Annotated in this window: 16 protein-coding genes and 2 pseudogenes; 17 read left to right on the top strand and 1 reads right to left on the bottom strand. The window is 36.3% G+C overall.

Going from position 1 to position 23174, the window contains the following annotated elements; all coding sequences use genetic code 11:
* Positions 1-12: 12 nt before the first annotated feature.
* From AC2117_RS19070 to AC2117_RS11720, 5 genes and pseudogenes are all read left to right on the top strand, one after another.
* On the top strand, positions 13-522 hold the full coding sequence (locus AC2117_RS19070; RefSeq protein WP_227549197.1) for a hypothetical protein: 510 nt from the start codon (positions 13-15) through the stop codon (positions 520-522).
* Positions 523-1006: 484 nt separating this feature from the next.
* Positions 1007-1168, top strand: a pseudogene (locus AC2117_RS19065) (hypothetical protein); the annotation flags it as partial.
* A gap of 88 nt (positions 1169-1256) precedes the next feature.
* Positions 1257-1493 (top strand): annotated as a pseudogene (locus AC2117_RS11730) (hypothetical protein); the annotation flags it as partial.
* A gap of 202 nt (positions 1494-1695) precedes the next feature.
* Positions 1696-4482, top strand: a complete 2787-nt coding sequence (locus AC2117_RS11725) for a DUF2345 domain-containing protein (protein ID WP_133974271.1) — start codon at positions 1696-1698, stop codon at positions 4480-4482.
* Complete coding sequence (locus tag AC2117_RS11720; protein WP_133974270.1) at positions 4483-7449, top strand: ATPase; 2967 nt, start codon at positions 4483-4485, stop codon at positions 7447-7449. It begins immediately after the preceding gene.
* 2 nt (positions 7450-7451) lie between these two features.
* Here the strand turns inward: AC2117_RS11720 and AC2117_RS11715 are convergent, their stop codons facing one another.
* Positions 7452-8456, bottom strand: coding sequence for an SUMF1/EgtB/PvdO family nonheme iron enzyme (locus tag AC2117_RS11715; RefSeq protein WP_133974268.1), 1005 nt, complete (start codon positions 8454-8456; stop codon positions 7452-7454).
* Positions 8457-9282: 826 nt separating this feature from the next.
* On the opposite strand from AC2117_RS11715, the gene AC2117_RS11710 reads away from it, so the two are divergent.
* From AC2117_RS11710 to AC2117_RS11655, 12 genes are all read left to right on the top strand, one after another.
* Complete coding sequence (locus tag AC2117_RS11710) at positions 9283-9972, top strand: hypothetical protein (protein ID WP_133974266.1); 690 nt, start codon at positions 9283-9285, stop codon at positions 9970-9972.
* 16 nt (positions 9973-9988) lie between these two features.
* On the top strand, positions 9989-10492 hold the full coding sequence (tssB, locus tag AC2117_RS11705) for a type VI secretion system contractile sheath small subunit (RefSeq protein WP_003651049.1): 504 nt from the start codon (positions 9989-9991) through the stop codon (positions 10490-10492).
* Positions 10485-11966, top strand: coding sequence for a type VI secretion system contractile sheath large subunit (gene tssC, locus AC2117_RS11700; protein ID WP_133974264.1), 1482 nt, complete (start codon positions 10485-10487; stop codon positions 11964-11966). Before tssB ends, tssC begins: the two co-directional genes overlap by 8 nt.
* Positions 11967-12015: 49 nt before the next feature.
* Complete coding sequence (locus AC2117_RS11695) at positions 12016-12519, top strand: Hcp family type VI secretion system effector (RefSeq protein WP_003651052.1); 504 nt, start codon at positions 12016-12018, stop codon at positions 12517-12519.
* A 78-nt stretch (positions 12520-12597) separates the two neighbouring features.
* Complete coding sequence (gene tssE, locus AC2117_RS11690) at positions 12598-13074, top strand: type VI secretion system baseplate subunit TssE (RefSeq protein ID WP_002048404.1); 477 nt, start codon at positions 12598-12600, stop codon at positions 13072-13074.
* A gap of 16 nt (positions 13075-13090) precedes the next feature.
* Positions 13091-14902 carry a type VI secretion system baseplate subunit TssF gene (gene tssF / locus AC2117_RS11685; RefSeq protein ID WP_133974262.1) on the top strand — a complete coding sequence of 604 codons (1812 nt, stop codon included), beginning with the start codon at positions 13091-13093 and terminating at the stop codon, positions 14900-14902.
* Positions 14866-15864, top strand: a complete 999-nt coding sequence (tssG, locus tag AC2117_RS11680; protein WP_133974260.1) for a type VI secretion system baseplate subunit TssG — start codon at positions 14866-14868, stop codon at positions 15862-15864. Before tssF ends, tssG begins: the two co-directional genes overlap by 37 nt.
* Entirely contained in the window at positions 15861-17270 is a 1410-nt protein-coding gene (locus AC2117_RS11675) for a hypothetical protein (RefSeq protein ID WP_133974256.1), read from the top strand. Before tssG ends, AC2117_RS11675 begins: the two co-directional genes overlap by 4 nt.
* Positions 17271-17300: 30 nt before the next feature.
* Positions 17301-21119 (top strand): type VI secretion system membrane subunit TssM, encoded by a 3819-nt coding sequence (tssM, locus tag AC2117_RS11670; protein WP_133974254.1) that lies wholly within the window; start codon positions 17301-17303, stop codon positions 21117-21119.
* A gap of 37 nt (positions 21120-21156) precedes the next feature.
* Entirely contained in the window at positions 21157-22116 is a 960-nt protein-coding gene (tagF, locus tag AC2117_RS11665) for a type VI secretion system-associated protein TagF (protein WP_133974252.1), read from the top strand.
* Between the two features lie 2 nt (positions 22117-22118).
* On the top strand, positions 22119-22886 hold the full coding sequence (locus tag AC2117_RS11660; RefSeq protein ID WP_133974250.1) for an OmpA family protein: 768 nt from the start codon (positions 22119-22121) through the stop codon (positions 22884-22886).
* 16 nt (positions 22887-22902) lie between these two features.
* Positions 22903-23166, top strand: coding sequence for a PAAR domain-containing protein (locus tag AC2117_RS11655; RefSeq protein WP_042897393.1), 264 nt, complete (start codon positions 22903-22905; stop codon positions 23164-23166).
* Positions 23167-23174: the final 8 nt, after the last annotated feature.

The following is a 23174-nucleotide window of genomic DNA, read 5'->3' as shown; positions in this document are numbered from 1 at the left end:
AGTTATTGGAATATGAAAAAAACACCAATTACCTTTACTGCTGGATGTGCTATTAGTAATAACAACTATTACCTTTCTGCTAGTATTGACGAATTAGATTCATGGGATACTTTTAGCAGAGTATTTATTTATCGTCATCAATCAGATACAAATTGGTCTAGTCATGATTTAGATGGCTGGAAAGTTATTTCAGTGGCTTACGCGAATTTATTAAATAATAGATCTCTAATCTCGCTTGATAAAGAGGGAAATGTAGAGATTTTTCAGCAGGCTGGTGAAGAGTACCAACAAATATGTCCTGTTATTAATGAGCAGTTTATATATGGACAATTTAATCGTTTACGTGTAATTCAAGATAGGATTTATGCTTGTGGAGATGGTGCAAAAATCTATTTTTATGAAGATGAAAACTGGAAAAGTATCGCCAACAACTTAGAAGAGAAACCTTTAGAAATTCCTAAAAATGATAATTTTTTTCTAAATAATGATCAAGATTTAACTTTCAAAAAAAAATCTTTATGATATAAATGGTTTTGATAATAATAATGTTTATGTATGTGGAACACAAAATGATGAAGGCTTTATTGCATTTTTTAATGGCTTAAAATGGCTCGAAGTTAACCGTATAACGCCATCTGCACTGTATGCAATAGTTCCTTGTCCTGATGGAAAAAACATTCTGGTTCTGGGGCAATATGGAACACTTTTAAGAGGTAATATTGATAATGGATTTAAGAATTTAAAAGATATAAGTATTAATTCTACATTTTATAATGCTGCCTTTTATAATAATAAAATTTATATAGCTTCTGAACAAGGACTTTATCTGTATGAGGAGGGAAAATACTCCATAGTCTCAGAGTTAGAAGCAGTTCAAGGAGTAATATCAGTTGAAGTTAAAGAAAATATTCTTTGGGTGCTAACATATAAAAAACTTATACGCTATGACGGAAATGTTTGGGAGATAATTAGCCATCCTGATAACGATGAGTTAGATAGACAGCTATTAAAGTGTGAGGCTGGAGATGTTTGTCCATACTCTGGAGATTGGTATAGCCCAGCTAATAATATGCAGAAGAGATACTTTACCAAAGGTGAAATCATGCCTGAAATTAAAGATAATTCTTGGGGAGAGACTATTTGGTATTTAGATATGGAAAATCAATAAAATTTTTAATCCTTTATGTATGAGGCCTATCCAATTGATAGGCTTTTTTATGTGAGAGAATATTTCTAAGATGAATTAAATAATCGAATTACGACCAGATGGACAGAAAGTAGATTGGCTGACTTATGGAAGTGGACATGTCTATGGCATGGCTTTAAATGGTGAAGATGTTGTTAGTTTTGAGCGTGACGATTTACATAGAGAAACATTACGCCACTATGCAAATGGTCTCAGCCAACAACAACTTTATGATGGGGTGGAGTGTTTAACTCAGCAATTAATGTTGAATGGGCATGACAAGGGTTATCAGGGACAAACTCAAAATGAATTTCTTGGAATACTAAAAAATTAATAATCGTTAAAAGTGAATTAATAGCGTAAGTTGTTAATTCATTTTTTTATATTTATCACGGATAGCATTCTCATTCATTCGTGTATTCATATCGTTAAGTTTCTCTTTACAAAATAGACAGATGTTTCTGTATTTTATAAAATAACGCCAATCCTGACAAAATTTTCATAAAAAGATGTTATCTCATATACATAGAATTCTAGAAGATTTGGGTATTAGCTCGCAAAAACGCGTACTTCATGTTCAGTTTTCTAATCCATCGTTGAATACTCAAGTTTTTTTACAAAGTATTGAAGGGCAGCATCAGCTAAATGAGGGACTGACCGCCGATTTATTTTGTCTTTCTACCAATGCGCATATTTCGTTAAAACAATATATTGGTTGTCAGGTTGCAGTCGATCAAGTAACTGATCAGGGGCAATTATTTAGAACTACAGGAATTATTACAGAAGCCAGTCAGGGGCAGAGTGATGGTTCATTAACACTATATAAATTGAAACTACAAGACCCGACCGCGCTATGGCATAAACGCCGAAATAGCCGTGTATTTATGAATAAAAGTGTACGGGATATCACTGAAATTCTATTTACAGAATGGCAGAACAAAAGCCCATTGTTTGCGTCTAGCTTAACTTTAGATTTAAAAAGTTTAACTGAAAACTACGATGTTCGACCTTTTGTTATGCAAAGTAATGAAACGGATTATGATTTTTTAACCCGACTTTGGCGTAGTGAAGGCATTAACTGGTTAATTGATGAAGCTCAGTTGTTTGTCACTAATAGCTTAGATGAGATTCAACCGCAAAAATTACGTTTAATTGATAATAATGAATTATATTTAGCTCTAAATCGAAGAAATATCCGTTACCACCGCAGTAGCGCAGTTGAACAACAAGATAGTATGACCAGTCTTGTGCCAACTCGAAACTTGCAATCTACAGCCGTGCATGTGCAACGCTGGCAGGCGGATGCATTAAGCCAAGAAGAAGGCATGGGCAGTGTTCAGTCAAAGCATAGTCATAGTGCTAATCAGGATAATGCTAGTTTGAGTCTGGAGCAGGCATGGCATATTAGCCCTGCTTGGATGCAAGATTTAAATGGTGAAGATCAAGCTACTGCATCAGGCCACCAACAGCTAGAAAAACTCAACCAAAATCTATCCGATTATTATGCATTTCAATCGAAATACTTCCGTGCCCAAACCACAGTACGTGATGCGCAGGTTGGCTATTGGTTTGAACTCAATGAACATCCAGAAATAGATACGCATAGTGGATCAGACAAAGAGTTCCTGATTATTGGGAAAAATTTCTACCAGCAAAATAATTTGCCTAAAGATTTGCAACAACAAGTCAACCAGTTTGTTAGTCAAAGCCAATGGCAAAACGATCAATCAGGGCTAAATAATCAAGCAGAGCGTCAGGGTAATGAGCTTATCTTGTCACGCAGAAATATTAAAACTGTTCCTGAATATAACCCGCTAGAGCACCGACCATCAGCTTACCCACAGCGCGCTAAAGTGGTGGGCTTGGAAGGCGAAAGCATTCATGTCGACCAGTGGGGGCGTATTAAAGTTCGCTTCCTATTTACCCGAACTGATGACCATAATCATGACGGTGGAGCGGGAAGTAATGACAATGATACCGACTCGGCTTGGGTAGATGTACTCACCCCGTGGGCAGGCGTTGGTTACGGCGCGCGGTTCTTGCCTCGTGTAGGTGAGATTGTTGTTATCGATTTCTTTGACGGCAACATAGACCGTCCGTTTGTAGTGGGGCGTATTCATGAAGCTGAACGTCATCCAACCCAATTTGACCAAAAAGGCCAGTTATCCGATACCAAAAAACTGAGCGGCATTCGTTCAGAAGAAGTCGATGGTAAAGGCTTTAACCAGTTACGTTTTGATGATACCACTGGACAAATTAGTGCCCAGTTGAAAAGTAGCCATGCGATCAGTCAGTTAAACCTTGGTAAGTTAAGCCATCCAAAAGAAAGCGCGACAAGTGATGGTCGTGGAGAAGGCTTTGAGCTAAGAACAGACCAGTGGGGTGCAGTCAGAGCAGGTAGTGGTTTACTTATTAGTACTCATAAACAAGACCAAGCTCAAGGCGTACATCTAGATGCAGCCGACGCAAAACAACAAATAGAAGGCAGCCTCAATAATGCCAAGGGACTCAGTGAATTTTCTAAAAACCAGCAAACTGATCCATTAGATATGCTTGAGAATATTCAGTCATTTATTGAGGCTCTTAAACACGAAGACCCAAAAAAAGCTGCTGAGTTTCAAACAGCTGTGATGCTGTTGGCATCTCCAAAAAGTATTGCTGTAAGTAGTAATGAGGATATACACCTCAGTGCAAATGGTCAGCTTACTCAAAGTGCTGGAGATAGTATTAATATCAGTACACAAAAAAATATAGTGGCTCATGCAAGCCAAAAAATTAGTCTATTTGCAGCCCAAGAAGGAGCTCGGCTTTTTGCTGGTCAAGGTAAAGTTGAAATTCAGGCTCAAGGTGATGGCTTAGATGTTATTGCTCGAAAGGGCGTGCAAATTACTTCAACTGAAGACACGGTTTATATTACTAGCCCAACTGAAATTAATCTGACTGCAAATGGGTCTCAAGTTAAGTTGAATGGTTCAGGCATTTTCCCTGTCACAGGAGGGAAGCTTGAGGTGAAGGCTGGGCAGCATTTATTTATGGGCGGAGCCAAGGTGGCAACGAAAAACCCAGAGTTGGCAATGTTACCAGATTACCATTTAACATATATTGCAAAAGATATGGATGGAAATGCATTGAAAAATAAAAAATATTTAATGATTTTGCCGAATGGGGAAATGGTCAGTGGTGTGACAGATGGTCAAGGTAAAACACAGAAGATCACAACCAAGGGTCCTCAGCAAATCCAAATTAGTTTAGAAGATCATGTTCACGATGGTTTTGTAACTTTTGAAGAAGAATAAATGATGAATAAGATTAAATTAAAGCTATTTATTAATGTATTGCCTGATAACGATACGATTGCTTGCCATGGAATGGATTATTCTGTAACTGAAAAGGGGAAACGGCCGGGACAGGTTAATAAACTAGCAATAGCCATAGGAAGTGCTAAGAATCCTAAGCCTCTTGTGCAGCCGTTGGATTTAAACTCCATTTATAAAAATAGACCTATTCCAGCTCAGACGATTGCCCAAAATATGGCGAAGTATAAAGATGTGCACGAAGGTCCAAGCTTGAGTCAGAACCGAGAAGCTAAAACTGACATGAAAGGTTTTACTAAAGAAATGTATCTGCCAGTTGGTGAGTATGATCTTTGGATTAAAAGAAAGGATTCGGAGTGGGAGAAAGCCATTAATATTAATGGTAGTTCAGGTCTCTATATAAAAGAAGAAAAGCAAGGAATCACTACTATAGAATATCAAATCAAACAATATTATCGCTATAAAATAGAAGGGTTTAGGGGTACTAAACTAGCTGATAATATTCCATTTGAAACTTTTACTTTTGACAAAGAGGGTAAGGAAAAGAAAATTAGTTTACCTAATGTCAAAATGACTGTTGTAGATAAAAATGGTTTTACTCCACCTTTATATTCGCCAAAAGGTGAGGTTATATTTGTAAAATTTAAATTCGTAAATATGTCTGCTCAACCAGAGAAAAAAGACATACAGCATTTTGCAACTATGAGTAAGAAGAATTATGTCACTGTACAGTTGAAGTCTGTTGCGAAAATAACAAAGCAAGATAAGAATACGACAGTAACTTTGCAGGGCAATGGAAAACCACCTGTTATTTTAAATATGCATCGAGAGGAAATGATAGTTCTTTCAGCTGAGGATTATGCTGAATTTGAAAAGGAAAGTTCAAAACTAGACAAATTATTTGGAAACTCTTTTGATGCTAAAAATAAATTAGCAGAAGCAATAAAATCTGGCAGTGTTTCTAATGTTAAAAAAGCAGAAGAAGAAATAAAAGAAGCAGAGAAAAAGATCGAAGAAGAACTCAATAAAAACTTTAAAAAAGCGGCTGATCTAACAGAAGTCATTACTTTTGAAGCGCGTCAAAAGAAAAATCCAAATGGTAACACGCAGGAGTTTGATTTCAGACGTCGCTATCTGCGTACTGACAGATATATGCAGTTGCAACAAAAGAAAAAGAACAAAGAAAGTTTTAAGGTAACGGTTTTAGGGACGGAGTTAAAGAAACTTAAGGATATAAAACAAGACTTTAAGAAAATTAACCAAGAGACTATTCATAATGAATTTAAAAAAGTTAGTTTAGATCTTGCGAAATATTCCAAGCAAACAGGAACTAAGGTTTGGGATTTCTCTGCTTTTAGTGCGGGTTTTGTTGAACAAATTAAGCTCTCAGACAACTTAACAGTTGATATTCAATCACAATGGTTAAGATGTGTTGGTGGCGCTGGCTTATCGACAAGTGCAAGCTGGAAACCCGAAAGTGGTGAGGTGAATGCTAAGGCGAATGTTAATGCTCAAGGTAAACTAGTGCTATTTGAAGGGAAGGCAAAAACCACCTATGTAATTCCATGTGATAAAGGTTGGATGCTGAACTTTGATGACATTGATCTAGGTGCATTTCGATTTGTTATTGGTATGGAACTCTATGGTTTTGCAGGTGCAAAAGTGGCTGCTGGAATTGGCCTAGAGATAAGCTATAGTAAAAATGGACAGCAACAATTGGCTGCTAATGGTAGAAGAAATCGAAATCCTTCACTAGCCAATAATATGGGAGAAAACCGTCCAAGATTTGTGCCAATGGATCGAGATGAAACCATCATTCCTGGTAGTGGTGCAAGTTCAGAGGGGCAAATTGAAGCTTTTGCTGGTGCAGAGGCGGGAATCAAACCATCTGGAGAGTTCCAGTGGCTTTCACCTGAAGCTAAAGATTTTAAACCTTTAGCGAGCTTAGCTGTCGATTTTGCTGTAAGTGCAGGCTTAGGGGCGGGTGTTAATTTTAAATTATTTTACTGGTTAGAACGCAACCAATTTCGTTTTAGGGCGAAAGCAGCTTTATGTGTTGGGTTGGGGGCAAAAGGTGCGCTAGATTTCGTTATTGATTTTAGTCAGGTTCTTGAAGTATTACGATGGGTACATTATCAACTTTTACGAGCTCAATTTACCGTGTTGGGTTTTATTGCAAAAGACGCATTTGCTAATTTAAGCCAATTGGCTGTAATTGCATTAGGCAATGATTCATTAACAGCAAAAGTTTTAAGTGATATCGCAGGGGAGTTTGAAACATTTAACGCTAAATACTCTATTGCAAAAACATCTGTCGATTTAGCAAATAAAATTAAACGTCAACCGGATTGGTTAAAAATGGCAACACCCAATGCTAAAGGAATGTTAATTTATCAGATGACAAGGCATAGTGAATATACTCATGCTGCCGATATGCCTAAAACAGGAATTAGCCCTTTTTTACCTACACATAAAGAAGCGGTACTTGCAATTTTTGAAACTATTGTAACTGAAGATGAGTGGTTTAATGTGCTCCAGAGGATGTCATTGAGAGGGGCGAAATCGCAACAGAGTATTCAAAGCTTGGAAAAACAATTATTGGTATATTTTCATGATGGATTCTGGTCAAGGGCTAGTGATTTTGTTAAAAAATATGCTCTTAATTCAGATACTATTGGACGTGGTAGTGAATATGTGGAGCAATACGAAAAATTACGTTCTAAAATCGTAAAAACTATTCCATTACATGAAAAAGCGCCAATGAGTAATCCTAGAGAATTAGAAAAATTAAGAGAAAAAATGGCTGAACAACCAAGTATTATCAATTCTGATACTTTAATTGCATTAAATACTGAACTAGTACCATCTGTTGAGATAGATGGTACTGATGCGGAACTGTTTATTGCAGCAAATTATGAACAGAACTCAGATGATTCATATGTGGTTTAAAGTTATTTTATAGGCTGTGGAACATTAGCGACACAACGCGCAGAATATAAACGATACTTAGTTTTACTTTCCTCATTTGGAGTTGGTAAAGCTTTAGTTCTAGCTATGTTTATTCCATCAGCCATCATCAAATTATCGGCTCCCATTGGCGATGTACTACGTAATACCTTTTCAGTCCCTGTTTTAGGTCCTGTTGGGTTATCAATAGGTGAATGTTTATAATAATATTTATCGTACCAATCATTCATCCATTCATAATTATTCGTAACAAGGTCGTAAAAACCTAGAGGATTCGATGGTGTTTTCCCTAGAACAGGAATGTTTACGGCAGTAGAGGGGCTGTTTTTCTCAATATATTGATCGTATTGTTCCATACTCCATAAGTTTTTTCCCTCTTCAATATGGCCTGTATTAGTTGCAAATAGAGTATATTGTCCTTTATTTCGAGCTACATATTCCCATTGTGCTTCACTAGGTAAATCCATAGGTGTTCCGACTTGCTGTCCCAACCATTGGCAGTAGTCTTTGGCTTGTTGCCACGCCATACCAGTGGCTATTTCATGAGCGATTTTTTGATTATATCGCTTATTATCTGCACTCTCATTTTGTCCGGTGGCTGCTGTAAAAATATTAAAGTCTTCTAACGTTGTTTTATAAGCATTCATATTAAAACTGCTAAGTGTGACTTTATGCAGTATTTTATTATTATCCCCTGGCGAAAAAGGTTGGTTAGCAGGTTTTTCAGTATTACCCTTGGGATTCTTCACCGCCATACTATTTGGAACCATTTTTTCTAATTCTGGGGTCGCTAGTCCAAAATCACCCATCAGGTAGCTACCACCTTCAACGAATATCATATTCTTTTTGGTTTTTTCAACCAATTGCTGAATTTTTTGTTGAAGTTCTGGTGAGAGCTTTGAAGATTTATGATTTGTCTCACTAGATTTAGCACAAGCACTTAAAGCAAGACTTGAAAATAAAACAACAGCTATATTCCGTTTCATCATTTTGTTGGAAATCATTGGGTTGAATATTGATGAAACTATTTTAATAAGAGATGTGAAAGATATAAATAGCGGTTTTGTTATTCAACTCAGTGAATAATCATTATAGTTTATGAAAAATTAAAATGAACTCAGATAGTTTATAATTGAAATATAGATTAGATGTCTTTGGTTTGGGAATTGCGTGTGAACCAATCGGCTCTTCAAAAGAGAAATCTATAATTCGTCATGATATTTTTACAAAAACAAACTTAATTTTTTTTGCTTGTAGATTTTTAATGAAAATATTCGAAAAATCATGCTTGAGGCCAAGGATGGTACTTTTTAATCCTTATTCAGAAAACTAAATTTATTTAAAAAAGTATAATCGATAGACAGATTAGTCTTGACAAGTTTCATAGTTTTTTGTACTGCAATCTTTTACTATAAGTTTTGATGGCTTGTTCATAACCAAATGGAATTACCATCTAGTAATATAAACTTAAATATTGTTAAGCAAATGTTTCATAAAAACTAAATGAATGATATTTAAATCAATTTTATGTTTAGTTTTTATTTTAATTTTTTAATAAAAATCAATAATTTATTTTTAATTACAAAAAATAACAATATTATATTTTTATGAAAATAACTTTATTAAGCTATATTTTATAACCATCTTAACTATTTACTTTTAGTTTAAGTTGATATGATTTTTATATAAAATATGTTTGTTTATATGATAAACTGCGCATAAATTTTTTGAATATAAGGTTTTTAGGCTGATTTTTTAATGTTTTATCAATATTAACTTTTCAGTAAAGCCTTGAATAAATAAGAAAACAGAGGAATGAAAGTTGTGTTGAAACGAAGTATTTTGATACTTTTGCTGACTGGAAACATTATCGGTCTATCATGTGCTCAAGCAGCAGAACTAGAGCCTGTAAAACTTAAAAAAAGTTGTATTAAAAAGAATCCGTTAGCAGAAGGTCAAAATGATCCTGAGCTATTGAATATTTTTAAACAAGTTTGTGATAGCGATAATGCGACTCAAAAAAATGATTTATTAGCTAAAGCTGCTATGCGGTTTTACCAAACCAATCAACCAGTTAAAGCATTGAATTTGGCAAGCCAATTGCAAAGTCAAAATATACGCGGTTCATTAATAACAGATGTTCTATTTTTATCTGGCGTAAGCATTGCAAATAACTCATTGCAGCAAATGCGAAGTCAGGAAATGCGTTATTTAAGCAACGATGTAACTTATCCACCTGCTAAACAGTTAATTGAAAATATTCATACTTCAATGCCTGCGCCTGATACTTCAAATGTTAAGGCAGCTACAGAAGGTGGCTCAGTTGATAACGAAAGAAGAAGTTATAGAAAACAAGCTGTAACACGTAACAGAGTTACTACTTCCAGAGCAGTAACTAAACGAGTAGCAACTCCAGCAAAAGCAACTGCGGTTAAACCAAAAACTGCCCCTGTAGCCAATGTTAATAAATCAAAAAGTTCGCCTTTTGACCCTTTAATTAAATAATCAGGAATAGAATCTTATGGCTAAGAGAGAAAGCGTACAAAAGAAGCTTCAGCGAATTCGACCTCCACGTGTTCAGCTCACATATGATGTTGAAATTGGTGATGCAAAAGAAGCGAAGGAATTACCATTTGTTGTTGGTGTGATGGGTGATTTTTCGGCAGCATCTGAGCTTGAACGTACAAAATTAAAAGATAAAAAATTCATCAATGTCGATTTAGATAATATTGATGAAGTTATGGAGTCATTGTCTCCAAGAGCAGCTTTTCAAGTAGATAATACGCTGACTGAAGAGGGTGGGAGAATTGCAGTTGATTTAACATTTAAGTCAATGGAAGATTTTCGCCCGGAAAATGTTGTTCAACAAGTTGACCCATTAAAAAAACTGGTTGAAGCCCGTGAGCGTTTAACAGATTTGAGAAATAAGATTTCTAACAGCGAGCGTCTAGAAGACTTACTTGATGAAGTTCTTAAAAGTACTGATCAGATCCGTAAATTAAGTGCGGAGGCTGATCATGAATAATGCTCAATCGGCAGCAATGCCACTTGTTGAAAATGAACAAGTTAATCTTTTAGACTCGATTGTTGAAGAAAGCCGTATTGCCCGAAATGAAGAAGAACATTCGCGTGCAAAAAGCTTAATCGGTGAACTTGCCAAGGAAGTAATGGCAGGGACAATTACAGTTTCTGAAAATATGACTTTATCAATTGATAAGCGTATTGCAGAAATTGATGCACTGATTTCAAATCAATTAAGTCAGATCATGCACAATGAACAATTCCAAAAAATTGAGTCAACTTGGCGTGGTCTTTACTACTTCTGTCAGGAAACACCTTCTAATCCTCTCATTAAAATTCGTATGTTAAATACGACTAAAAAAGAGTTGGTAAAAGATTTTCAAGGTGCTACAGACTTTGATCAAAGTACTTTATTCAAAAAAATCTATGAAGAAGAGTATGGGTCTTTTGGTGGTGCACCATATTCAGCACTCATTGGTGATTTTGAGTTTGACCGCACGCCTTCTGATATGTATTTGCTTGAGCAAATCTCTCACGTTGCCGCAGCAGCTCATGCGCCTTTCGTTTCTGCTGCTAGCCCAAGCATTCTTGGTCTTGAGTCATTTACAGATATTGATCGTCCTAGAGATGTTTCAAAAATCTTTGAAACGGCTGAATATGTTCAATGGCGTTCATTCCGTGACAGTGAAGATTCTCGTTATGTCGCTTTAACCTTGCCACACGTGCTTGGTCGTCTTCCTTATCATCCAAAAGAAGGAACAGCGACAGAAGGGTTTAACTTTGCTGAGGATGTTTCGGGTGCAAACCACAATGAATATTTGTGGATGAATGCTGCTTATGCTTTCGGTACGCGTTTAACAAATGCATTTGATATGCATGGTTGGTGTGCTGCAATTCGCGGTGTTGAGGGTGGTGGTTTAGTAGAAGGCTTACCAGTTCATACTTTTAAAACACAAGATGGCGAAGTGGTATTCAAGTGTCCAACAGAAATTGCTATTACTGATCGTCGTGAAAAAGAATTAAGCGATTTGGGCTTTATTCCTTTAGTACATTGTAAAAATACCGATTACGCTGCTTTCTTTGGCGCGCAATCAACTCAAAAACCTAAAAAATATGACAATGATACAGCAAATGCAAACTCTGCTTTATCAAGTCAAATTCAGTACATCATGGCTGTTTCACGTATTGCTCATTATTTAAAAGCAATGATGAGAGATAAGGTGGGTAGTTTTGCTTCTGCTGGAAATGTTGAAGCATTTTTAAATGAGTGGTTGTCACAGTATGTATTACTTGATGATGGCGCTTCTCAAGAAGCAAAAGCTCAATACCCTTTACGTGAAGCGTCTGTAAAAGTTGTAGAAGATCCTGCTCAACCAGGTCACTACAAGTCTGTGGTTTTCTTGCGACCACACTTCCAGCTGGATGAGTTGTCGGTTTCTTTACGACTTGTCACTGAGTTACCTCAGTCCTCAAATTAATAAAGGTCAGCGAAAGAATAACTTTAAATTAAAAATAGGAAAGTTCTAAATGAAAGATATATACGTTGAGTTTCGCGGTAAGTATAAAGTTGATGGCGAATCTCGTGATTCTGAGCACAAAGGCTGGTTAGAAGTTAACTCTTGGTCTCACAACATTCGTCAACCTAAATCTGCTACTTCAAGTAGTGTTGGTGGTCATACTGCTGAACGTGTTGAACATTCAGATATGCTTTTTATTAAAGACTTAGATGCAACTAGCCCGAAATTATGGGAAGCATGTTCAGCTGGTTATACATTTGATGAAGTACAAATTGATTTTTATCGTGCGAATGGTGACAAACGCATCAAGTACTTACAAATTAAATTGAAGCATGTTCTAGTTTCTAGTGTAACTCCAACAGTTAACGAAGAAGGTGTTCCAACTGAAGCGTTTGGTTTGAAATACGCAGCTGTTGAGTGGACATATAACCAACAAGATATTAACGGTACTGCTAAAGGTGCTGTTACTAAGAAATGGTCACTTTCTAATAATACTGCTTCTTACGCAGCATAATTATTTAAGTGAATATTTGGTGGAGGCTGACATAAAGTTAGCCTCTGCTGTCTTTAAGCATGCTTGTTGTGAACTTGAATGAATTTAGATCGGCTTTATCCATACGGATTTCGTTCAACTTTGTTTGATCGTTTAATTCCTGAAAGTGAAGATTATGCAAAAGGTCTTTCTATTCAGCAATTAAGAGAATCGGTAGCAAAAGATTTAGAAGACTTGCTGAATAGTCGGGTCGCTAAATTGGACCACGTGGTCGATGATTATCCATTAGTTAAAAAATCTATACTTCAGTTCGGGATTATTGATTTTGTGGGGCTTTCTACAGCCAATCCACTAGATCGAGACAAGATTTGCCAATCAATTGAACAATCAATAGCAGCTCATGAGCCTAGATTAAGACAAATACGGGTCGAGATGTTGTTGGATGGACATAATATGGGGGCATTATGTTTAAGTATTCAGGCTTATCTAAATATTCATCCACTGTATGAACCTGTCGTTTTTGATGCATTGCTAAAACCGACAACGCAACAATATGTAATTTCAGCGAGAACCTAAGCGTAGTGGGTGTGTTGTGATAGAAGAGCTTTTACCGTTTTACGAAAAACAACTACAAGAATTTGGTCAGCAATCTCGAGAATTTGCCCAAAAATATCCGAAAATTGCTCAACGCTTATCTTTAAATCAAGAGCAGATTGATGACCCGCATATTGAGCGTCTTATACAGGCGTTTTCATTAATTGCTGCTCGTATTGATAAAAAACTTGCTGATAGTTATGACGTATTTACACGTTCTTTATTTGAGGTGATGTTTCCTCAATACCTGCGGCACTTTCCAGCTTGTTCGGTAGTAAGTTTCGAAGATATAAATAAAATTAAACAGCTCACACAAGCCCATGTTGTGCCTGCACATACGGTTTTGAAGTCTCGTAGTTTTAAGGGGGTTCAATGTGAGTTTAATACTACGCAAGAAGTCAAATTACTCCCAATAACGTTGCAAGCGCTAGAGTTTAAAAGTACACCAAGTGCACATATGCATTTGAGCCAAAATGCGACTTTAAATTTTAAATTCGAAATTTTTAATCATGCTCATTTATGTTTAATAAATGAAAAACTTCCTATTTATTTAGATGCAATTTCTAATTTCCCGCTTCAAGTACTAGATAGTATTTTTAAGAAGGGAACAACTTTTGCCATCAAAATAGGGCAGAAGGTTATAGCGCTGGATAAAAATCCATTTGAGTTAACTGGTTTTTCAGAACAAGAGAGTTTATTACCTCTCGATCAGCATACTCATCATGCGTATCGTTTACTCATGGAGTATTTTTGTTTTCCTGAAAAATTTAATTATCTTAAGCTGGATTTAGACTTTTTAAAGAATCTATCTCTAGAAGGTAGTGAGTTTGAACTCCTGATTCATTTTAAATTAAATTTAAATGATCAAGCCGTGGTTCGAAATTATTCTGAGCTGAATGTTGCTAATTTTAAATTATTTACTACACCAGTCATTAATTTATTTGAAAAATATGCTGAACCTCAAAAAATCGTACACAAGCAATTAGAATATCCATTAATTACAGATGCGCATCATCCTGAGTTTTATCAAGTCTATTCAATTACAGAAATGAATATGGTGCGTGAAAAAACCAGTCACGAAGAAAGTTATGTTCCTGTGCTGCCTTTTTTTGCGATGAGTCATTACCATGCAGACAAGGCCCGCTTTTTCTATTCGGTCAACTATCAAAAACTACAACCGAATTTCGTTGAAATGGGATATTCAATTATTTCTAAAAATTTAAATCCTTCTTCAACACGTTCAGATTTTATTAGTACAAAATTATTGTGCTCAAATCGTGACTTACCACACGAAGCATTGGGGCAATCTAATAACATATTGAACTTAAATGATAGTAGCCTCGCTAGACGTGCCATTGTTTTAAAAAGACCGACCAAACCTTATCAATTTGGACAAAGCCAGAGTGAACAGTGGCGGGTTATTTCGCACCTTTCATTAAATAGTTTAGCTTTAATGAAAGGTGATGCGGTATCTCATATTAAAGAATTACTTGCTTTATATAACTTACCGTTATCAAAAGAAAATTATCTAATTATTGAATCAATTGAACATCTTGAATTTTCACTTACTCATAAACTGGTAGATGGTAAACCATTTCCAATGTTTGTAAGGGGCGTGAAGGCCGAGTTGCAAATTGATTCATCTGTATTTAGAGGTCATAGCCTATACATTTTTAGTCAATTGTTAAGTCGTGTTTTTAATTTAAAGGTTCAAATTAATAGTTTTGTTGATTTGGTTGTTAAGGATTATTCATCTCAGCAGGAGTTATACCAATGCAGTCAGAACGTTGGTGGCAAGACTCTTCTATAACAGCTGAGTTGTTTACAAAGCCAAAGTCTTTTGAATTTATTCAGGCAACACGTCTATTAAGGCACGATTCAAGTCACGCAGTTGGTTCATCTTGGAGTGATTATTTCAAGTTTGAGACATCCTTTAATTTAAATTTCCCTGCTACTGAAATTGAAAATTTAGAATTATCGAATGAGCGGGTTTATATCACTAATTTGATTGTTGGCCTTACAGGCATACAAGGTGCTTTACCTTATACCTATACGAACAAGATTAAACAGGCCCCACGGCAGCAAAGAGCTGAAACTAAAGAGTTTCTGAGTTTATTTAACCATAAGCTTACCGCTCAATATGTAGAGTCCAGCATTACATATAATTTGCCAATTCGATATGAGACTGAACATAAAAATGATTATCTAGATATTCTGCATGCGTTGAATGGCTATGTGCGATCGCAACATCAGCAAACAGAGCTTGATGACTATTTTGCAGAGTTTTCTGGATTAATGCAGGGCCAGAATAATACAGTTCATGCATTAAAAACGATGCTGTCGTGTATTTTTAAGCATGAAATTACAATTAAAGAGTTTATACAAGAATCTTTTAAGTTGGCGAGTGACCAATTAACCACTTTAGGTGGAGCTCTGCCGAGCCTACTTGGTGTTAATACATTTTGTGGGGAAACCATTCAGCAAATTGATGGAAAAATCGAAATTCAGATTGGACCATTAAAACGTCAGCAATATTTAAATTTTCTTCCAAATCAAGAGTTAAGTTTAAAACTAAAAAAAATTGTAGAAACTTGGTGTAGTCCAACTTTGTCGATAGATCTTCGACTCGTATTAGATGAGTCTGAAATACAACCTATTTGTCTAACTCATCATAATCAGAATGGTTTGGGGCAGGGTTCTTTTCTTATATCACAACAACCTAAAGTGCATAGTCATGAAACTTGCTATAGCCTTATTGGAGAGAAAATATGATTAAAAAAATATTACTCTCATTTATTGCTATTTTTACAGTAGTTAGTGGAATTATTATTTTCTATTGGCGTGACGTTCAATATAATCCTGATAAAGGTGATTTTTTCCTTTATTTCTTAATGTTACCTGCAATTATTACCTTGGTGATCTTATCACCTTGGTTAATTTACAGCGCCTATAAAACTTACAAAGACAAGAAAGAACAAGCTATAAGTCAAAATAAAGATGATGCTAATCCAAATCAAAATGTAGTAACTGATCAACCATTAGAACAGCTAGATTTCAATATTTACTCTGCTTTTGCGGTGCATGCGTTGGGTGAGAATGAAGCAATTATTGAGCAGCTACAAAACTTTAAAAGTCCAGAGCTGGATGATCAATTGTTAAACTCTTACGGATTACCTCTTTTATCTTATCGTATTAAAGATTTGGATGAAGATAATCATGAGGAGAGTGATTACTCATCTCCAAGACAAGTTCGTATGATGTCATTAATACAACAGCAATTAGAACAAAATATAGAAAACTTATATCTTCTCGCAGAGCATTTAAAACGTTCAACTTTATTTTATGAGTCGCAGCAAGCTCATGAATATCATATGCATCCGGCATGGGTTGATCCCGAGTCTGAATATGACGATGCTCAAATGCCTGTAGTCGAAGTTTATCGTTTAAATCGTTTAAATCTACATATCCTTCTTTCGGAGGATTTACTACATATCTGGAATGATGATCAAAGTAATGAACTAATTTTAGAGTTCTTTGCTGAGATTGGGATTGCTCCACAAAAAATTCACATTGAATATCATTTTTTTGGAGAGCAATTAGCTTACCAAGAGTTAATACATTTATTAAAAGGTATTCATAAAAGAGAGCATGAGATGTTCTTTTTAGTCGTGGCTGATTCAGAAATTGATCAAGATCTAGTCGATGAAAAGTCTTGGATGATTAAAGATTATATTCCTGCTGAATTTGCAGCAAGCTGTTTACTTGCAGATCCTTTAGTAAAAATCCAAGAATTAGAACCTACTAAAAATCTGAAAGTTGTTATAGGCCAACAATATACAGCGAAGCTTTTTACTCATTTTGAATTTCATGATTTACCTCAGCATGAAGGTGAAGAGCCTTATGTGCTGATATTGTCAGATCAGACGGATATAAAAGTTTCAAAGAAATTGCAGCAACACTTTCTTCAAACACCTGTAGAACCACATCACTATATTTATGTGAAATCTTCATTAGGGCATACCCAACATTTAGCTGATATTTATGGCTTTATGCTGAGTATGCATTTTCCTGAACATATCATTCCTTTTGTCTTTGGTGAAAATACGGTGTCAGCACATACGTTTGTGCAGAGTGTCACCGAAAATTCAGAAGATGATGTGATGGTGTTGAATAACTAATTTAAACTTTGGACTTAGAACGAGAATAGAATGCATACAATTTTAGGCTACTTGTGGCAGTACATCACGAATCCTAAAGCAATTATCGCCTTGTCATTGTTCGTGGCATTGATGTCTTCATATACTTCAATTCCCCGTCATATATTCTGGGCTTTAGCGACTGCCTATGCTTTGGGTCTTATTGTTTATGGTATCTATTGGCTTATTCAACGAAGAAAACATGCTGCTCAAGGTGAAGAATTAGCTGAAGCGATTGAAAAAGATAATCAAGCTGAATATGGCAAAAATAAAGATAAAGAAGAGCTTCAGCTTGTTAATCAACAAATGAAAGAATCAATTCAACTGATTCGTAAATCTAAGTTGGGTGATAAAAAAGGAAATGCTGCACTCTATGAACTTCCTTGGTATATGGTTATTGGTAACCCAGCCGCAGGTAAAAGTTCAGCTATTTATAATTCTGGTTTAAAGTTTCCTTTTGAAGAAACGCATCAAAAAATGGTATCTGCTGGTTTAAGCGGTACTCGAAATTGTGACTGGTTTTTCTCTACAGAAGGTATCTTACTTGATACTGCAGGTCGCTATTCTGTGTATAGCGAAGATCATTCTGAGTGGCTAGGTTTCTTAAATATTTTAAAAAAGAACCGTTCTAAAGCTCCGGTCAATGGTTTGATTTTAATTGTCAGTATTGCCGAGCTGATTAGTCAAAGTCCTGAAAATTCGTTAAAGCTTGCTAAAAATTTACGTGCTCGTATTCAAGATCTAACTGAACGTTTAGAAGTCGTTGTTCCTGTCTATTTAGTCTTTTCAAAGATGGATTTGATTGCAGGTTTTACAGAGTTTTTTGAATTTTATGAAGCTCAGGAATATAACCAAGCTTGGGGAGCGACGCTTCCGTATGACCAGAGTTCTTCGCATAATGCCGTAGATTTGTTCGAGAAACATTACAATATTCTTTACGATGGTCTAAAAGGGGTAAGCTCGACTCATTTAAGTCGTCGTCATTCGCAGAATATCTCTCCAAGTGTAATGACTTTCCCATTAGAATTTAAAACATTAAAACCAGCTTTAAAGAGCTTTATTGCGACACTTTTTGAAGATAATCCATATCAATTTCAACCTGTTTTCCGTGGGTTCTACTTCACTAGTGCTTTGCAAGAAGGTGTAATTGAAAGTCCAATGACTGAGCAAATTGCCCAAGAATTCCAACTGACTCAGATTGCTCAAACTGATTTAAAAGATCATTCAAAAATTACCCCTAACCATGGTTATTTCTTAAATGGTCTGTTTTCAGATGTTATTTTAAAAGATAAAGACCTTGTGAAGCAGCATGTAAATGCTGGCAGAAAACGTCAACGCTACATTGCATTTATTGGTGCTTTGGCAGGTGTTTCAATTATTCTGGGTGTTTGGGTTTGGTCATATCGCAATAACCAGCAATTGATTGCCGAAGTCCAAGCTGATTTAAATAAAGTCGTTCAGTTAGAAAAAGCTTCGGGCCAGCAATTGTCAACTCAGTTAGAAGCTTTACTTATTCTTCAAAGACGTCTACAGCAATTAGATGAGTTTGATGAAAATAGACCACTTAAGTTTAGTTTTGGTTTATATCAGGGCAATGAGCTTCGTGAAAAGTTAAAAGCTGAATATTTAAAAGGTGTTAAGCAAATTGTTTTAACCCCGACACAGCAAAATATTGCTCAATATTTGCAACGTGTAAAAAATAATGAAGCAACATTAAAAGCCAATCATACGAATGTTGAAATTAAGCAAACCGCTCAAACTCAACAATATTTAGAACCTTCAGACACAAATCCTCAAGATGCGTATAACGCATTAAAAGCATATTTGATGATGAGTAATCCACAATATATGGATGCAAGTCATCTAAGCGATCAGGTTACGCGTTTCTGGCGCTCTTGGTTAGATGCAAATAAAGGCCCAATGCCACGTGCAGATATGATTCAGGAAGCTGAACAGATCTTGTCATATGCAATGACTTTAGCGAATGATAAAGAATTCCCAATTTTAGATGCAGATTCGCAAATTGTTGATCAAACACGCCAAGTATTGCTTTCTGTTGTGAGAGGAATGCCTGCCCGTGATCGTGTTTATAATGAAATAAAAATGCGTGCTGCGGTACGTTTCCCTGCGCTGACCGTAAGTCAAATTGTAGGGGAAGCAAATAAAAATGTTGTATTGGGCAGTTATGCATTGCCTGGTGTATTTACCCAAAAAGCATGGAATGACTATGTAGAAAAAGCGATTGAAGAAGCCGCGGATAAGCCAACAGATAGTAAAGACTGGGTGCTAAATAGCCGTCAATCTGATGATTTAACTTTCTCAGGCAGTCCTGAACAAATTAGAAAACAACTGACAGCACTCTATAAGCAAGAATATATTGCGGAATGGAGAAAGTTCTTAAGTGGTATTCATTATGCTAAAGCTGGCCAATTTGCTCAGCAAGTAAAAAATATTGATGTTTTGGGTGAGCCGCAAAATTCTCCGATTCGTACCTTAATTGAACGAGTTGCAATCGAAACAAACTGGGATAATCCAGTTGTGCAAGCAGAGCTCGCAGCTCCACAAAAAGGATTTGTTGCGTGGTTTAAACGTAAAGTTTTAAATCATGACGATAAGGTTGCTAATCAAGTGGCAACAAATGCTCAGGGCGCTATTTCTCAAGAGTACCAAATGTTCTATCAGTTGGTTCGCAAACGTGATGATCAACAAGGTAAATCATTACTTGATGAATATATGACAAATTTAGCCCTAGTTCGTAGCAAGTTTAATGAGCTTAAGAATGCAGGTGAAGTTGGGCCTAATGCGATGACATTAGTCAAGCAAACCCTAAATGAGCAGACTTCTGTATTTAACCAGACACAAAAAATTGTAGATGAAAAAATGGCGGTTGGTTTCAATGAAATTGATCAGCGATTACTACAAAAATTGGTAGTTAGTCCACTTACGCAGGCTTTTGAAAGTTTAATTACACCGACACAAGATGAAATTAATAAATTGTGGGTAATGCAAGCTTATCAGCCATTTACAGCAAATCTTGCCAAGAAATATCCATTTAACTCATCAGCTTCTTTGCAGGCGACAAGTAGTGAAATTGGTCAAATCTTGGGCGAGAACGGTAGTATTTCACGCTTTGTAAAAGAAAGTCTTGATCCATTTGTGATCCGTCGTGGTTATACGTTAACGTCTAAGACATGGAAAGATTTAGGAATTAGTTTAAATCCTCAATTCGTCATGAATTTCCAAAGATATGTTACTCCAGCGAATGGTATGGCAACCGGTGAGTTGAATGCTCAAGCTCCAGCGGCACCAGCAACCAACCAATCTAACTTCCAGTTCTACCCAATTCCAAATCCACAATTGCTTTCATATACCGTTGATATTGATGGTCAGCGTATGACTTATGAAAATGGTGTGCAGCAGTGGGTTAACTTCATTTGGCCAAACCAAGGAAGCATTCCGGGTGCTCGTATTACTGCTGTGGATTTACAAGGTCAAACGCACACGATTTTTGATGAGCCAGGTGAATATGGTATTAACCGTTTAATTGATAGTGCTCAACGTAAAGAACAAAATGGCGGATTTGAAATGCTTTGGCGTAGTAAGACGGACCCATCATTAGTTGTGAAAATGAATTTCCGTTTAATCAGCAGTAATTCAGGCAGTATTGGTTCAAGCCGTGGTTATTCTGGTATGCAACTGGTTGATAAAGTCACTGCCGATAAAGCAGCTCGAGTGGTATCTGCTCAGCAGGCACCAGCTCAAGCGGCTCCAGCAAAAACAGAAAATCCTGTTGCAGCACTCGCTCAGCCTTCTGCGGGAGTTAAACCATGACATGGAAAATAACCTCTATGCGAAAGGAGGAGCACTAATGCAAACATTAAAAACCACTCCTTTGTATTACGGCAAAAGTCCTGCACGAGGCGACTTTTTAAAAACAAAAGGTCAGAATGTTTTAATACAGTTGCTTGATCAGTGGATTACTGAAGCATTGGAATATGCGATGCAATCGGGCAACTTTAAAGAAGCTTATAGCACGTTGCCTTCACTGGATTTCTTTATTGCCAATCCAAAAGAAAATATGTTTTTGGTTGCGAATCTACTCGCAAGTGAAGATAGTTCGGGTCGATCTTTTCCAATGGTGCTGAGCCATTTATTAGAAATTGATTTGCCGTATGATAATTTGTTATATGCACCATATAGCTATAAACATGTGCTTGTTGATTTATTTCAAAACAATCGCGCTTTAAAAGGCATTAAAGATTCAGATTTGTTACTTGGAAAATTAGGTCACTTACAAAATCAAATTCAGGTTTTAACTGAACGAGAATGTGTAGGCTTTTATGAAAATCATACGATGCACTCATTTGCTCAGTTAATGAAGTTGAGTATTTATGAGTTAGCGCAAAGTATGATTGGGCTGGGATTATTACTACAGCCAATTTTACAAAATGGAACTAGTCGGTTAAATAAAGTCCTGATTTTACCTATTAATAATCCTGCTTATAGTTATGAAATAGCTGCTTTTTGGGTCAGTATTATTTGTCGGTTTTTAAAGGAACATAATACTGAGGTACTCATCGGCTTGTTACATCGAGAGCAACCCGTATTATTCTTCGGTTTTCAAGGTGCTGATATTTTAGCCCTTAGCGATATTTTTACTCAGAATATGGATAGTAAACACTGGGTTTCTTTAATAGAAGCTCAGTGGATTGACACTTATTTGGAGCAGAATGCTGGTTTAGCGACGCTAGAACAATCATTATGCCAACGCCAATTAAGTTTAAATCAAGGCTTAAAACTATTTAGACAGACTTTTTTGGGTGAATAATAATGAATAAACGATATCAAACTAAACTTTCACAGCTCATAAAAGGCTGTTTTATCTATGCCGTAGCTAATTATGCTTTGGCTCAGCCCATTGTTGTAGAAGGCGTAGTTCCTAACGAAGCCAGTAAACAGGCTATCTTATTAAAAATGCAGTCTGTTTATGGCGCAGATCAAGTCGTAGATAAAATACAAGTGAGACCAGTAGCTGCTCCAAATGGATGGAGTGATTCGGTTACACGAGTTATTACACCTGACTTAAAAAAAGTTTCACAAGGCAAATTAAGTGTAAACGGTACTCGATTTGAGCTGAGTGGAAAAATGCTGAATCCAGCAGAGATCCAGCCTACCATTCAATCTTTTCAAGGGTTAGTTCAGCCACCGTATCAACTGTATCCACAGTTATCAGTCAATCAGGCTGAGCAGAAAATCATTGATGATGCACTGAAAAATCGAATTATTGAGTTTGAATCTGGCAGTGCAGTTTTAACTGATGCGGGTCAAAAAATTCTAGATGAGATGGCTATTGCTTTAAACAAAGTGGGTGGTAAAAAAGTCAAAATCATTGGACATACAGATAGTTCTGGCGATGCAACTAAAAACTTAAAACTTAGTCAAGATCGTGCTTTGGCAGTAAAAAACTATTTAATTAGTAGAAGTATTCCGGCAGATCATTTATCTACAGAAGGTTTAGGTTCCTCTAAGCCAGTTGCAGATAATACGTCTCCAGAAGGAAGAAAGAAAAACCGTCGAATTGAGTTTACTGTTCTATAAATATAAGGAGAAAAACATGGCTAGCCCTTACATTACGATTGGATGCCCAACCACTGGTGGAGGGCAAGTCATTTCAGGGAACAGTACGTTTTTAATTGAAGGAATTGCAATTGCGTGTGTAGGAGACAAGGCCACTTGTCCGTTACACAAAACGGTTTCTACGATTGTATCGGGTGATCCGAATATGCTTGTTATGGGAAAATCTGGAGCGCGCGTAAATGATTCATTATCATGCGGCTGTAAATTATTGCCAAAACAGAGTTTAGTTAATCAAGGATAAGGGTAGAG

It is taken from the genome of Acinetobacter calcoaceticus (genome assembly GCF_900520355.1).
Lineage (GTDB): Bacteria > Pseudomonadota > Gammaproteobacteria > Pseudomonadales > Moraxellaceae > Acinetobacter > Acinetobacter calcoaceticus_C.
The sequence above is the reverse complement of the archived record's forward strand: the minus strand, read 5'-3'. Positions and strand labels throughout refer to the sequence as shown.